The sequence below is a fragment of the Pseudomonas sp. TE12508 genome (assembly GCF_056279485.1).
In genome coordinates, this window is the sequence record NZ_JBWCCN010000001.1 from 1 (window position 1) to 14467 (window position 14467).

The window sequence follows — 14467 nt, forward strand, 5'->3', positions numbered from 1 at the left end:
TGCTTCGAGCTGAAAAGGCGAGAGAGCACCAGATTGCGGTGTGTGAAGACGAAACGAACCGAAAGTTCGAGATACTCACAAAACACCAAACTATCACATACCCATTCGCTGGAGCGTGAACCCGCAAGGGCCAACGACCTGGCTACCGAATTTCTTGACGACCATAGAGCATTGGAACCACCTGATCCCATCCCGAACTCAGCAGTGAAACGATGCATCGCCGATGGTAGTGTGGGGTTTCCCCATGTGAGAGTAGGTCATCGTCAAGATTAAATTCCGAAACCCCTATCTGCGTATGCAGGTAGGGGTTTTGTTTTAGTAGAAGTCACCGATTTTTCTGGCACGTTACCGCTGTAACGGGCTGGTCACAGAATTTCTTGACGACCATAGAGCATTGGAACCACCTGATCCCATCCCGAACTCAGCAGTGAAACGATGCATCGCCGATGGTAGTGTGGGGTTTCCCCATGTGAGAGTAGGTCATCGTCAAGATTGAATTCCGAAACCCCTGTCTGCTTATGCAGACAGGGGTTTTGTCTTTCTGGGCTATAGAAACCTCAATCTGGAATGGGGCATATCCTGCTCTTACGTGCCTTGCTACTTCTTCGAGCCAGCAACTTGCGCCACCAGATATAGATTCCCGTCACCGACAATACTGCAATCAAAACACCTAGCACCGCGATCATGACTTGCCCAGTGAGCCCAATGATCCGTCCTCCGTGTATCGGCAATTGCAGTCGATAAAAACGCTCTCCCAGGGTGCCTTGCCCTGCGATTTCCTGCCCCAGTAAACGCCCGTCCGTGCCATGGAAGAACAGCCAGGACTTTCCATGGGCCTCGGTATCATGTTGCCCAAACCCTGCCCCATAAAAGTTGTACTCAAAGCTGTAATACAACTCCCCGATTGCAGCGGTCAGCCCTAACTTTTGCCCTTCCTGTAACGCACGTTCATAAGCCTGTTGATAACTCAGCCGCGTAACTCCCAGCTCCTCGGCAGGCATGCGTCCGCGGGCCTCGTAAACGCTCGGCTCAATCGGCGAAAACAGTGAAACCACAGGCTTGAAGACCTGACTCGGCAGGTTCATGGCGACACTGCTGACCGCAATCGGTAGCAGCAACAACCAAAGCCACAACCCACCCGCCCGATGCAGGTCAAAATTCAGCCGGTAGGCATGCCCACCCTTGATCTTCCAGGCCGTCGACCACTTCTTCCAGAACGGTTTTCCTCGTGGAAGCGTCAGCCAAAGCGCGATGAAACAATCGACAACCCAGGCGATCGCGACCAGTCCCATTAACAACAATCCCCAGTTATTCGGCAGAACCAGGTTGTAGTGGAACTCCAGAATGAACGGAATGAAATTCTCCCGCTGAAAACAGCATTCTCCCCAGAACCGCTGCCCTTTCTGCTCGCCATTGACCGGGTCCAGATAGAACACCTGATTGGGCTCGGAAAAAGGTTTTCCGGTCGCAGGATCATTACGCGGTACCGCAGCCAGCAATGCGGTATGACCCTGTTCTGACGGGTACTCCATGTACCAGACTTGTAGCCTCGGATGCTCCGCTTGCAGCTTGTCTACCAAAGTGCCGGGCGGCAAACGCTGACCGTCGGCAGACGCTGTATAGAACCCCGGATTGAGCCATTCATCCAGCTCATGATTGAACGCCAGAATGCTGCCGGTAAGCCCCGCCATCAGCAGAAACAACGCGGTCGCCAAACCGATGTAGCGATGAAGTAAAACCAGAAATGCACGCATGGAATTTTCCTGCAGAGACGACAAAGCCAGCTCCTGGATTCAGGGGCTGGCTTTTTTTGGATAACAAGTCGTTAGAACTGGTAGCTCACGGTAGCGGCGACGTTGCGCTCTTCACCCAGGTAGCAGAAGTTCAGGCTGGCACAGGAGGCCACGTAGGACTCGTTGGTCAGGTTGTTCGCATTCAAACGTACGTCCACACCCTTCAAGCCCACCTTGCCCAGGTCATAGCCGACAGACGCATCGAACAGCGTGTAGGACGGCACCTTCAGGGTGTTTTCCGCATCGGCCCAGCTGTAGCCGACATAACGCACGCCGCCGCCCAGACGCAGGCCATCAAGCGTTGCGCTGTCGAACTTGTAGTCCGCCCACACTGAGGCCATATGACGTGGCGCCTGAGTCGGCGAGTTGCCCTTGTTTTCGATCACGTCGGTTGCAGTGCTCAACGTACTGATCATCGACTTCGAATACTCGATGTCGGTGAAGGTGTAGCTGCCGAGGACTTTCAGGTTATCGGTCAGCTGCATGTGCGCTTCCAGTTCCAGACCTTGGGAGCGGACGGCGCCTACAGCGCGATAGAAGTTTTCCTGCGGCAGTTTGGTCGCCAGGTTTTCCTGATCGATGCGGAACAGCGACGCCGTGAACAAGTTGTCGGTGCCTGGCGGCTGGTACTTCAGGCCCACTTCCCACTGGGTGCCATCGGTCGGTGCCAGAGGATTGCCGGCGCTGTCCGCGTAGGAATTCGGGTTGAACGACTCGGAGTAGCTGATATACGGCGCGATGCCGTTATCGAACAGGTACAGCGCCCCAGCCCGGCCCGTCAGCTTGGTGCGCTCGTCACTGATTTCCGTACCTACAGGGCGCCCCGCTTCAGCCAGCCGATTTTCATCGGAGGTTTCAACCCAGTCCTGACGCAGGCCCAAAGAGAAGCGCCACTTATCCATCTCGATCAAGTCTTGCAGGTAGACGCCGGTCTGTTCCAGGCGACGCAGATAACTGGTCGGGCTGTAGAAGTCGATGGCCGAATTGCCGTACACCGGATTGAACGCATCGATCGGCGCAAGACCGCCACTGGTCCAGTCGACCACCGTTTTGCGTCGCTGGTAGTCCGCGCCCATCAGCACGGTGTGTTTGGTTGCGCCGGTGAAGAAGTCGGCTTGCAGCATGTTATCGACGATAAAGGCGTGGAGCTTTTCGTCGCCGCCGGTGTAATAGCGGTTCAACTCGTTACTGGTGGGGGTAGTCCAGCCATAGGCATAAACCTGATCGATCTTCACCTTGGAGTCGAGATAACGAAAGTTCTGCCGAGCGGTGAAGACGTCGTTGAAGCGGTGCTCGAACTGATAACCAAAGGACTGTTGATCACGCTGGAAGCCATCAACGCCCGGCTCGCCTTCGAAGAAGTTGGGGGAGATCCGATTGCCGTTGCGCTGATGGATCGTGCCATCGGCCGGGACGCCGCCGTGATAGCCGCCGTCGGGATCGTGTTGCAGATAGGCTTGCAGCGTCAGCGAGGTATCTTCGGTGAAATCGATGCTCACCGTCGGCGCCAGGGCGAAGCGCTTTTCCTCATTGTGGTCGAACTGTGTGTCGGACTGATCCGCCAACCCTGTCAGGCGATAGGCGATACGCTTGTCATCATCCACCGGCCCGCTGAAGTCGAAACCCATGCCGCGCTGGCCTTGGGTGCCCATCGTGGCCTGGACCTGATGATAGGGCTCATACAACGGTTTCTTGCTGGTCAACGCCACCAGCCCGCCCGGCGAACTGCGACCGTAGAGCACTGACGACGGCCCTTTGAGAATATCGACTCGTTCGAGGAAATAGGGGTCTACCTGCATGGTGCTGTAGGTGCCGCTGTCACCCATGGATTTGAGGCCATCGAGATAGATGTTATCCACCGAGCCGTCGTTGAAACCGCGCATCGCCACGTAGTCGTAACGGTGGGTCGCGCCGTAAGGGTTGGTCAGCACGCCCGGGGTGTAGCGCATCGCCTGGGACACGGTTTGCGAGCCTTGGTCGTCCATTTGCTCGCGGGTCACCACGGACACGCTTTGCGAGGTTTCCAGCAGTGCGGTACTGGTCTTGGTGGCGATCTGGCTGTGCGTTGCGTTGTAGCCATCCATGCTGCCCAGCGCATTGCCGAGGGCGAAGCCTTTGATGTCGGTGGTGGGCAGCGCCAGGGCTTCGGTTTCAGCGACGGGCCGCAGCACATAGCTGCTGCCATCCTGACTGACGGCCACAAGCCCTGTGCCGTTGAGCAAATGACTCAACGCCTGATCCGCCGAATAGTCGCCCTGTAATCCCGGCGATTGAAGGCCCTGAGTTTGAGCCGGAGTCGTCGACAGCGTGATGCCCGCCTGACGCGCGAATTGATTGAGCACATCGCTCAAGGGGCCGGCGGCGATGTTGTAGCGGTGGCTACTGGCTTCGCTGCCCTGTGCAGCAACGCCAAGTGTCGGCAGCAGGCCGACACCCAGTGCGGTAGAGAACAGCGCCGCGCGGATGGCGTGGCGCAATACGCCTGATTCCGGGGCGAAATGGAGAGGGTTCTTACTGATGGCGCGCACAGTCATTGTAGGTTTCCGTAGGAAGTCGCTGAAGGCAGAGTTGAAGTGCTTACTGACTAAGCCGGACTTGTTCGGAAAACCCGCCAAAAAAAATAATTCAGGCCTGTCGCTCCAGCGTCACCCAATAGCGAGTGCGATAGCGCAGTTGCACCGCCAGGGTTTGCGGCAGAATGGCCAGCAGTTTGTCGGTATCTTCGAGACGGAAAACCCCGGACAGCCGCAAGTGGGCAATATCCGCCGCGCAGGTCAGATAGCCGGGACGGTAACGTCCGACTTCATTAATGAAATCCCCGAGGCGCATGTTGCGGGTGACGATCAGGCCATCCACCCAGGCGCCAGCATCCATGTCCTGCGGCGGTGCCAACTGCGCTCGACTCCGATCGATCAGATAACTCTGCCCGGCCTGCGCCTGAATCGGCAGCCCATCGTCGGCCCGTGGCGAATGGATTGCGACGACGCCGCTGATGACGCTGAGCCGCGTGCAATTGGCGTCCTGACGAACAATGAAGCGCGCCGCCACACTTTCGAATACACCGTGACGGCTTTGCACCCGCAACGGTCGATCAAACGAAACCCCTTCACTTGCCCCACCGCACGTCACGACGATCTCGCCGCGAGTCAGTTTGATCAGGCGCTGCTGCGCGGTGTAGTCCAGATCCACCGCGCTGGCGGTGTTGAGCTCCAGGCGCGTGCCATCCGGTAACTGGAAACCGCGTCGCTCGCCCGTGGCGGTGGCGAAGTCGGCGGTCCACTGTTGCCAGCCGATCGCATCCTTGCCCAGCCATGCCGCCGAACCCATCAATAACGCGCCCGACAGCAGCTTCAATGCCTGGCGCCGCCCGAGTCCCTGTGCGCTGTTTTCCAAAGTGTTGAAAGCGACTTGAGCGCCGGGCACCGCGCGCAGATTGCTGCTCAACTCGGCTTGCAGGGACTGCACCCGTTGCCAGGCCAGTTCGTGTTCATGGTGCTCGGCCCGCCAGACGTCGCATTGCTGGCGCAGTCTGGAGTTGGCCGCGTTGTTACGCAGACGCAGCAACCAATGGATGGCTTGTTTAACCACCTGCTGATGAGGCGCGCCGCGGCGATTCAGCGCTGAGTTATCCACAGGCATCACGTTTCATACCGCAGCACGTAACAGTGATACAGCGCGTCGGCCACATAACGCTCCACCGAACGCAGGGATAATCCCATGTGTTCGGCGATCTGCTTGTGGGTAAATCCTTCGCACTGGGCCAGCAGAAATGCCTGACGCACTTTCGGCTTCAGGCCTTCAAGCATGCGGGCGATGCTTTCCAGCAATTCGAGCACCAATGCCCGTGCCTCGGCGCTCGGGGTTTCGGCCTCGGGCAAATGGGCGATGGTTTCCAGGTACGCGCGCTCGATTTCCTCACGACGCCAATGGTCGATCACCAGGCCGCGGGCAATGGTTCGTAGAAAAGCGCGGGGGGCCTTGAGCTCCAGGCGTTCGGTTCTTTGCAGCAGCCGGACGAATGTGTCCTGAGCCAGATCCGCCGCATCGGCTGCATTGCCCAATCGCGCACGTAGCCACGTGTTGAGCCACCCGTGATGGCTGCTGTAAAGCGCCTGTACTGCAAACTCAGGTGAAGACATGAACGCGACAGCCCGACGTCACAAATGATAATTAATCGCATTGTCATCAAGGATCAGAAAATTTGCAACTGCCGTTCATGCAACCCTCACTAAACACTGCGGCGCGGATGCTCTAGCGCGCCGTTCGGCGGTTATCCGACGGGTTTCGTACAAACCCCTAAGATTTCTCCCGCTCGTGCCGACAGACTGGTGAGACATGCGTGCACCAAAGTAGAGCGGCCCAAGAATGCCGTCTGCGCTGTTACATGGAATGTTGCAACCCGGAACGCATCCCCACTTTTTTGCATAAGAAGTCCCATGAAATGAATCTCAAGTTCAGCCATAAAATTCTGCTGGCCGCTTCAGGCGTCGTGGTGTTGGCATTTGCGTTGTTCACTTTGTACAACGACTATCTGCAGCGAAACACCATCCGACAAAACCTCGAGTCTTCCGTTGAACAAGCTGGCGAGCTGACTGCCAGCAGCGTGCAGAACTGGATGAGCGGCCGGGTGCTGGTCCTGGAAAACCTCGCGCAGAACATCGCTCATCAAGGCACCAATGCCGATTTGCCGGGGCTGGTCGATCAACCTGCCCTCACCTCGAACTTCCAGTTCACCTACGTCGGGCAGGCCAATGGTGTGTTCACCCAGCGCCCTGACGCGAAGATGCCGGACGGCTACGATCCGCGTCAGCGCCCCTGGTACAAACAAGCCGTGGTCGCCGACAAGACCATGCTGACCCCGCCTTACATGGCCGCGGTCGGCGGGTTAGTGGTGACCATCGCCATGCCGGTGAAAAAGCAAGGCGAACTGCTGGGCGTCGTCGGCGGCGACTTGAGTCTGGAAACCCTGGTGAAGATCATCAACTCGGTGGACTTCGGTGGCATCGGTCACGCGTTCCTCGTCAGCGCCGACGGTCAGGTGATCGTCAGCCCGGACAAGGATCAGGTGATGAAGAACCTGAAAGACATCTATCCGGGTTCCAGTGTCCGCATCGGCAAAGGCAATCAGGAAGTAGAACTGAACAAGCAAGACCGCATCCTCTCGTTCACGCCGGTGAGTGGTTTGCCAAATGCCGAGTGGTACATCGGTCTGTCGATCGACAAGGCCAAGGCCTACGCACCACTGAGCCAGTTCCGCACCTCGGCGCTGATCGCGATGTTCATCGCCGTGACCGCCATTGCAGTGCTGCTGAGTCTGCTGATCAGCGTGCTGATGCGTCCGCTGACCACGATGGGTCGTGCGATGCAGGATATCGCTCAGGGCGAGGGCGACCTGACCCGTCGTCTGGTGGTAGAAAGCAAAGATGAGTTCGGCGAGTTGGGCGGCTCTTTCAACCAATTCGTGGAGCGGATTCACGCATCGATTTGCGAAGTGTCCTCGGCGACCCGTCAGGTTCATGACCTGTCGCAACGGGTGATGGCGTCGTCCAACGCTTCAATCGTCGGCTCCGACGAACAAAGCGCCCGCACCAACAGTGTGGCTGCGGCGATCAACCAATTGGGCGCCGCCACCCAGGAAATCGCCCGCAACGCCGCCGATGCTTCGCAACACGCCAGCGGCGCGAGCGAGCAGGCCGATGACGGTCGTCAGGTGGTGGAAAAAACTATCTTGGCCATGACCGAGCTGTCGCAGAAAATCAGCCTGTCCTGCACGCAGATCGAAACCCTGAACGCGAGCACCGACAACATCGGGCACATTCTCGATGTGATCAAAGGCATCTCCCAGCAGACCAATTTGCTGGCGCTCAACGCGGCCATCGAAGCGGCCCGCGCCGGTGAGGCCGGTCGTGGTTTTGCGGTGGTGGCGGACGAGGTGCGTAACCTTGCTCATCGCACCCAGGAATCGGCGGAAGAGATCCACAAGATGATCAGCTCGCTGCAGATCGGTTCTCGCGAAGCGGTGACCACGATGAACGCCAGTCAGGTCTCCAGCGAGCAGAGTGTCGAAGTGGCGAACCAGGCCGGCTTGCGACTGGTCAGCGTGACCCAGCGCATCGGCGAAATCGACGGCATGAACCAGTCGGTCGCCGCAGCGACCGAAGAGCAAACCGCCGTGGTGGAAACCCTCAACGTCGACGTCAACCAGATCAACCTGTTGAACCAGCAGAGCGTGGCCAACCTCAATGAAACATTGAAGGATTGCGATGCGCTGTCCCAGCAGGCCAATCGGTTGAAGCAGTTGGTTGATAGTTTCAAGATCTGATTGAGGTCAGTTCTACCGCGTTATCGTTCAATCGCGAGCAGGCTCGCTCCCACATAGAGTTTTCCGTGATCACAACATTTGTGAACGACTGAGAACCCCTGTGGGAGCGAGCCTGCTCGCGATAGCGGTGTACCAGTCACCGCTGAACTGAAGCCTTAAACAAACAGCTTCAACACATTCCCCATCGCATCATCGGCAAACCCCTGAAGGAAATCCTTGAAGCCCGACAGGGCTTGTTCACTGCCCTGAGCCGGTTCGGCGATGATGGTCCAGATTGCCCGCGACTTGTCTGCGCCGATGGATTCCACCCTCATCGCCGCCCACAAATTGCCTATGCCCAAGGTGTTGTAGATGAGTGTCCAGGTCATGTTCAGTGCCTGGTCGTCCCGAGAGTTGAGCTGCTCGACCACCAGATGGTTCTCGTCCTTGAAGAATTTCTTGCGCAGTGACGACACGCCTTCGCCCGTCATCTCGATGTGCGACAGCGCCGGAATGAATCGATCGAAGCCGGCAAAGTTACCGACCACCGCCCAGACCTGTGCCGCATCGGCCGGTACATCCACCGAAGACACAACGTGGCAGCCGTGAGGATTTTTGATCAGGGTATCGGGTTGCAGAGTATTCATGGTTTTGCTCCGTGCAGGGTCAGGGTGAATCAGATGAAGTTGATTTCTTTGAGGTAGTCGCAGCCGCGCCGCAGCAGCGCCGGGGATTTTTCCGGGTAGTGCGCGCCCATCTGCCGCACGCCGGCCTGGGCGTTGTCGTGGCCGATCATCGAGATGTCACCGATGTCTTCCTCGAAGCCGTTGAGGTAGAAACCCAGCACGCCAAACAGCGCGTTTTCGCTATCGACGCGGTTCAGTTGCTGCTGCCAGTCGGCGACGCTGACCATGGCGAATTCCCGACCGGTCTCGCGAAATGGCGCCACGTAGGCGTCCCAGCTCAGGGGCTCGGGATTGTGCAGGTTGAACACGGCTTTTTCGGCCTGGTAACGGCTGGCGTGGAAGGCGATGAAACGGGCGAGGAAATCCACCGGCATCAGGTCGAAATTCAGCGCCAGTTCCGGCACCTGGCCGAGCTGGATCGAGCCCTTGAGCATCAGCATCAAGCGATTCTTGTGGGGCTGGCAGACGCCAGTGAGGCTGTTGAAACTGATGTTGCCGGGGCGATAAAGATTGACCCGCACCCCACGCTCCCGCGCCCGTTCGAGGATACGCTCGCCGACCCATTTGGACAGGTTGTAGCCATTCTTGATGTAGATCGGCGGTGTCTGCGCGGCGGGCAACTCCAGCACCCGGCCATCGTCGGAAATCGTGCTGGACGCCGAGAGCGTCGAGACGAAGTTGAAGATCTTCTTGCTGCGCCCTTCACACAGGCGCAGGCACTCGAAAATCGGCTCGACGTTATCCCGCGCCAACGACTCGTAATCGAGGACGTGATTGACGTTGGCGGCGTTGTGCACCAGCGCGCCGAAGGTGCGGTCAATGCGCGCGTAAACGTCGTCCGGCAAACCCAATTGCGGTTGGGTGATGTCGGCGGCGTAAACGCTGACCCGGCTCAGGTCCAGGTGGGTGAGACGGTTATCCCGCAGGGCCTGGGCGAAACGTTCGGCCGCGCTTTGTCCGCCGGACTCACGCACCAGGCACGCGACCTCGGTGGCGCCCCAGGCCAGCAAAGCCTCGACGATGTGTACCCCGAGAAAGCTGTTGGCGCCGGTCACCAGCACTTTATGCACATCACCGCACTGGCTGACCGGCAGCGGATCGAGGTTGAGTTCGGCTTCGGCATCGATGAAGGCCTGGGGGCTGAGTGTCGAAGCTGCGCTTTGCTCGGGGCCATCGAGCAGCTTGGCGAGGGTCAGCAACGTGGGCGCTTCGATGAAGCGATTGATCGACAGGCTGCGACCGAACACCTGGCGGATGCTCAGCAGCAGCTGCGACAGCAGAATCGAATGCCCGCCCAGGTTGAAGAAGCTTTCATCGGTGGCAATCTCCTCGACCGGCAGCTCAAGCAACTCGGACCACAGCTGGCGCAACTGCATCTGCAACGGGGTCTGCGGCTGGCGCCGCTGACTGGCGACCTGGACCTGTCCCGATGTCGCGAGCAGAGCCCGGCGATCGACCTTGCCGTTACTGGTGAAGGGCAGGCGTGGCAGTTCAATGTAGGCGCTGGGGTGCATGTAACCGGGCAGCGCGTTTTGCACATGCTCGCACAAGGCCGAAAGGGCGGTACCGGGCCGGTCCTCCCTAGGGTGAACCAGATACGCGAGGATGCGCCGCCGCTCATCGATCACCACCGCCACCTGACGAAACAGATGGCTGTCGCGCAGGCACTGCTCGATTTCCTCGGGCTCGACCCGAAAGCCTCGGATCTTCACCTGGTTATCACGACGGCCACTCAGCTCGATCCCGTCGTCGGTCCACTGGCCGATATCGCCGGTGCGATAAACCCGCAACGCCTGCCCGTTGGGCAGCGTCAGGTTTAGGTAGCGCGCCGCCGTCAGCGCTGGGTCGTTCAGATAACCCAGGCCGACACCTGGCCCGGCGATGTACAGCTCGCCGGGTGTGCCTTGAGGCACTGGTTGCAGTTGCTCATCCAGAATCAATACCCGGCCATTGGCGATGGGGATGCCGAGGTTGCGATTGCTATCGCCGATGCAAAATTGCCGCGTGGTGGCCAACACCGTGGTTTCGGTCGGGCCATAAATATTGTGGAATCGGCATTGCGGTGCGAGCTGCGCGATCACGAACGGCTCGCAGACATCGCCACCGGTAATCAAGTGCTCAAGGCCCAGCGGAGCTTGCAGCGGCATGACGCTCAGCAGCGCCGGTGGCAGGAAGGCGTGGGTCACTTGCTGCCCGCCAATCAACTCGACCAATTGCTGTGGATCGCGGCGCTGGTCGTCGCTGGGCACCACCAGTCGCGCGCCTTGGATAAAGGTCGGCAGGATATCCAGCAGCGACGCGTCGAAATTGATGGTGGAAAACTGCAACGACCGACTACTGCGCTGTAACCCGACATGGTCGGCGTACCAGGCACAGAAATGGCTGAGGTTGCGATGGCTGAGCAACACGCCTTTGGGCTGGCCGGTGGTGCCGGAGGTGTAGATCGCCACGGCCGGTTCGTCGATGTTCACCGTGCGGCGGATCAGCGAGGCCGGGAGGCCGGGCTTGGGCGAAGGCAGACGGCGAATGTCCAGCATCGGCAGCGAGACGTCGCCCAACTCGCTGGCGCCGTCGTGCAACAGCAGGTCTGCGTTGGCGTTTTCCAGAATGAAGCGCCGACGTTGTGCCGGATGCTGCGGGTCCAGCGGCAGGTACACCGCGCCGCAACCCAGCACCGCCAGAATCGCCGCGTACAGTTGCAGCGACTTGGGCAGGCACACGCCGATCACCACCGGGCGGTCGGTTACGCCGCGATGGCGCAGCATGTCCAGCATCGGTTGTTGCAAGCTCAACGCCAGGCTGCGCAAGGCCTTGTAGTGGACAAGCGAGTCCTCGATCCATAAAGCCGGCCGCGTTGCGTCAGCGAGCATGCGCTGCTCAATGCTGTGCATCACCGGCACTTGGGCGGCGGCCAGCAGCCACGGCACCGCAGGCGCATTGAGGCGGTGTTCGAAGGCCAGCATCTCCAGTGCATCTAGCCCATGCAATAGTGGGTCGGCAGCGCCGACCTCTGCCGTGGGCCAATGATCGAAACAGGCCTCATCCCGGGAAAACTGGCTGACCAGCCGTGCGCCGCTTTCGACTACTACTGCCAGTGTGCGCAGGCGCAGGGACTGGCCGTTGCCGCAGCTTTCAGGAGCGATAACCTGCCGCCATAACAGTCGCTGCGTACCGTCGCGAAAAACCACCACCGGCTGCGGCAACATCTCATCCGGCAGGGCATCAAGTGCCACGCGTACCTCCAGGCGAGAGCGGGCCTGGAGGGCGCAAGGCGCCGTCCCGTCATCGATTAACAAATCCACCGGACCGTGACTGGCCGGCGATTCAATACGCACGACACCATGGCCGTGCAGTTCAAGTTCAAGGGCCAGTTCGGCCATTGCCTGGCTGCTGCCAGACACTGCAATTTCAAGGCGTCTCATGGACGGATCCTCAGGGGGTCAGGTAGTCGGCCAGGGCGTCGCGCACGCAGGGGGAGGCGAGCATCGAACTGCTGCGAAAGAAGCGCGTGATGTTGCCCACCAGCGGATGAAATCGGTTGATGGGGTAGGCCAGCGCACTGGCGTCCTCACGCAGCGACTGGCGTACCGATTCATCGACGGACAGGTGAGCGATCAGCTCGAAATCGAACGCCCGCTGCAGATCGCTCGCCAAGTACTGGGCGATGAAACCCGGCATCAAGCGCGCTATCGCTTGGCGGTCCTCTTCGGGGGCGGTGCTCCAGTAAATCTGCACCAGCCGCGTCCAGAAACCGGCGTGACGTCCCTCATCCATAAGGTGGTCGGCCATCAAACCCTTGATCGAAGCCTTGACCGAATCGTCCCGGGCGAAGGCCGCCACTTCATTGGTCACGGTGTTTTCGGCAATGGCGATGCAGATCAGCTCTACGGCGCTGAGCAGGTGCTTCGGTGCCTGGGCCAGCGTCGCCGGTATCGCGCGGCTGAGTTCGATCTGCATGGGCAACGGGATCGGTGCGATGCCGGTCATGTCGATGGTCTGCTGCATGAAGTCCATCGCCACCAGTGCGTGGTAATCCTCGTCTACCACGACCGTCATCGCGTCGTAGCGGCAGGCGAACGGGAACTCAATGCCGAAGTTGTTCTTGGCGATGCGGCGGGCGGTGTTGTCCACCAGCTCGGTCTCGAAAATCACCACGTCGTTGATGAACTTGTAGAGGCTCTGCACCAGCACAAAGTCGCGCAGCTGCGGGCAGTGGCTGAGAAAGGTCTGGCTGTGGACCAGGGGTTGGCGGCTCATGGGGAAGATCAGTTTGTCGTCGTCTTCGAGCCGGCGCCGTGGCCTGGTGCGGATCGTGGCGCGGCTTTCCCAGGCGTCAGCGAAGGATTGGTAGTGGACGGCGTTCATGGCGTCACCTGCGCAACCGGTTGGGCCATGCTCTGGCGCAGGCCGTCCCACAGGGCGGCGCGGCTTTGGACGGCGGCGAGCGCGGCGGCCAGAACTTCGGTTTCGCGCTGCGGGTCGCCATCGATCAGCCGTGCCAGCAGTTTTTCCGCCGCCGGGCCGTGGTCTTCGGAATCGACTTCGATGTGCCGTTGCAGGTAATAACGAAACGTCGGGGCTTGATCCAGGCCAATGCCCCAAGCATCCAGCATGCGCTGGAACATTTGCGGAATGACGCTCTCGCGACCATGCACAAACGCGGCAGCCACGCTGTGCGCCGGGGCGTGCAGGGCGGTGTGCAGGGTCTGGCGGACGAACTCTGCCGCCGCCGGTTCGACCTCGACACTGTCCAGCGCGGTCTGGGGGCTTACGCCTTCCTGCTGCAGCGTAATGAATCGCTCAATGGCCCGGGTGTCCGCGCCGACTTCACGCATGGCGTCCAGATACAATTCGAAGTGACTGCAAAACCCTGCCCCGGGGCGGTCATCCGACTCCTCGCCCAGCACGATTTCGTTGATCAGGCGTGCAGCTTGCGGGTCCGCCGGCGGCAGCCAGGGCAGATGGACGCAAGTGAGTTCACGTTGCAGCCGTTTGGTCAGCGACATGAAGTCCCACACGGCGAAAACATGGCTTTCCATAAAACGGCGCAATAAGTTAATTGATGTTATTTCGGAAAAAACCGGGTGTTGGCCAAGTTCGCGTTTTTTCAGAAAAAGTTGTTCGCTGGTCGGTTGCATTGGAACGTCCTCATCAATGATGTTCTCGGCAAGGAATCCCGCTCTTTTATAAAGATGAGCGGGTGCCTGAACCGAAGTCCATGTAATACATAAGTTACTTAAGTGTTCGCTTTGAATGCGTTGTGTCGCTCTGTAAGCCTTGCTCTTTAAGCCTTTTAATAAATCAGAAACGGTCGATAACGGTTCGACTAAGAAAAAACTAATACACGAAACAAGTAGGCGGCAAGCATTTTTTTATTTTTTTAAAGTTGAGTGTTTATTGGGCGCGAGGAAGTTTATTAAAACTTCTAATGTAAGTTTTATTTGGACGAAGATGCCCCTTCCGATGGTATTCATCAGAATTTAATAGTTTGAGTGAATGCCTCACTCGGGGCGCTTCAGGGAGCAGGGAATCAAGAAGTTTATGTTTTATGGGAGGGACGTCGGTCGGACCTCCGATCATCCCGCCTGTTGGGCGACGCTCCTTGCGTAATGGCTTCGATTCGCCTGGTTTACAGTCAGGCGCTGACTTCTTTTGGTCTGTTTGAATCGACAAATGCAAGAGTGAGC

9 protein-coding genes and 2 rRNA genes are annotated in these 14467 nt (G+C 58.9%); 3 read left to right on the forward strand and 8 right to left on the reverse strand.

Translation table 11 applies throughout. The features are described from left to right. Nucleotides 1–153: 153 nt before the first annotated feature. A 5S ribosomal RNA gene (gene rrf, locus ACZ9IM_RS00005) occupies nt 154–269 on the forward strand. A gap of 107 nt (nt 270–376) precedes the next feature. Next, a 5S ribosomal RNA gene (rrf, locus tag ACZ9IM_RS00010) occupies nt 377–492 on the forward strand. A 65-nt stretch (nt 493–557) separates the two neighbouring features. Here the strand turns inward: rrf (ACZ9IM_RS00010) and ACZ9IM_RS00015 are convergent. The 4 genes from ACZ9IM_RS00015 to ACZ9IM_RS00030 form a co-directional block, all read right to left on the reverse strand. Then, on the reverse strand, nt 558–1754 hold the full coding sequence (locus ACZ9IM_RS00015; protein ID WP_427624137.1) for a PepSY-associated TM helix domain-containing protein: 1197 nt from the start codon (nt 1752–1754) through the stop codon (nt 558–560). A 71-nt stretch (nt 1755–1825) separates the two neighbouring features. Next, entirely contained in the window at nt 1826–4327 is a 2502-nt protein-coding gene (locus ACZ9IM_RS00020) for a TonB-dependent siderophore receptor (RefSeq protein ID WP_427624139.1), read from the reverse strand. A gap of 91 nt (nt 4328–4418) precedes the next feature. Then, nucleotides 4419–5432 carry a FecR domain-containing protein gene (locus ACZ9IM_RS00025; RefSeq protein ID WP_476223140.1) on the reverse strand — a complete coding sequence of 338 codons (1014 nt, stop codon included), beginning with the start codon at nt 5430–5432 and terminating at the stop codon, nt 4419–4421. Then, nucleotides 5432–5932, reverse strand: a complete 501-nt coding sequence (locus ACZ9IM_RS00030; RefSeq protein ID WP_427624142.1) for a sigma-70 family RNA polymerase sigma factor — start codon at nt 5930–5932, stop codon at nt 5432–5434. Before ACZ9IM_RS00030 ends, ACZ9IM_RS00025 begins: the two co-directional genes overlap by 1 nt. A gap of 302 nt (nt 5933–6234) precedes the next feature. Here ACZ9IM_RS00030 and ACZ9IM_RS00035 point away from each other — a divergent pair, with 302 nt between their 5' ends. Then, complete coding sequence (locus tag ACZ9IM_RS00035) at nt 6235–8115, forward strand: methyl-accepting chemotaxis protein (protein ID WP_476223141.1); 1881 nt, start codon at nt 6235–6237, stop codon at nt 8113–8115. Between the two features lie 155 nt (nt 8116–8270). Here ACZ9IM_RS00035 and ACZ9IM_RS00040 read toward each other — a convergent pair whose 3' ends face one another. The 4 genes from ACZ9IM_RS00040 to ACZ9IM_RS00055 are packed head-to-tail and all read right to left on the reverse strand — an operon-like array spanning nt 8271 to nt 13918. After that, entirely contained in the window at nt 8271–8741 is a 471-nt protein-coding gene (locus ACZ9IM_RS00040) for an SRPBCC family protein (RefSeq protein WP_476223142.1), read from the reverse strand. Between the two features lie 29 nt (nt 8742–8770). Then, a complete protein-coding gene (locus tag ACZ9IM_RS00045; RefSeq protein WP_427624147.1) occupies nt 8771–12202 on the reverse strand; it encodes a non-ribosomal peptide synthetase in 3432 nt (1143 codons plus the stop codon). 10 nt (nt 12203–12212) lie between these two features. Continuing rightward, a complete protein-coding gene (locus ACZ9IM_RS00050; RefSeq protein WP_427624148.1) occupies nt 12213–13145 on the reverse strand; it encodes a diiron oxygenase in 933 nt (310 codons plus the stop codon). Then, nucleotides 13142–13918 (reverse strand): DUF3050 domain-containing protein, encoded by a 777-nt coding sequence (locus ACZ9IM_RS00055; protein WP_427624150.1) that lies wholly within the window; start codon nt 13916–13918, stop codon nt 13142–13144. The genes ACZ9IM_RS00050 and ACZ9IM_RS00055 overlap by 4 nt, the downstream gene beginning before the upstream one ends. Between the last annotated feature and the right edge of the window lie 549 nt (nt 13919–14467).

Bases quoted from the DNA above. Each gene is read 5' to 3' on its own strand.
- ACZ9IM_RS00015 (WP_427624137.1), bottom strand. From the start codon at position 1,754: ATGCGTGCATTTCTGGTTTTACTTCATCGCTACATCGGTTTGGCGACC.
- ACZ9IM_RS00020 (WP_427624139.1), bottom strand. From the start codon at position 4,327: ATGACTGTGCGCGCCATCAGTAAGAACCCTCTCCATTTCGCCCCGGAA.
- ACZ9IM_RS00025 (WP_476223140.1), bottom strand. From the start codon at position 5,432: ATGCCTGTGGATAACTCAGCGCTGAATCGCCGCGGCGCGCCTCATCAG.
- ACZ9IM_RS00030 (WP_427624142.1), bottom strand. From the start codon at position 5,932: ATGTCTTCACCTGAGTTTGCAGTACAGGCGCTTTACAGCAGCCATCAC.
- ACZ9IM_RS00035 (WP_476223141.1), top strand. From the start codon at position 6,235: ATGAATCTCAAGTTCAGCCATAAAATTCTGCTGGCCGCTTCAGGCGTC.
- ACZ9IM_RS00040 (WP_476223142.1), bottom strand. From the start codon at position 8,741: ATGAATACTCTGCAACCCGATACCCTGATCAAAAATCCTCACGGCTGC.
- ACZ9IM_RS00045 (WP_427624147.1), bottom strand. From the start codon at position 12,202: ATGAGACGCCTTGAAATTGCAGTGTCTGGCAGCAGCCAGGCAATGGCC.
- ACZ9IM_RS00050 (WP_427624148.1), bottom strand. From the start codon at position 13,145: ATGAACGCCGTCCACTACCAATCCTTCGCTGACGCCTGGGAAAGCCGC.
- ACZ9IM_RS00055 (WP_427624150.1), bottom strand. From the start codon at position 13,918: ATGCAACCGACCAGCGAACAACTTTTTCTGAAAAAACGCGAACTTGGC.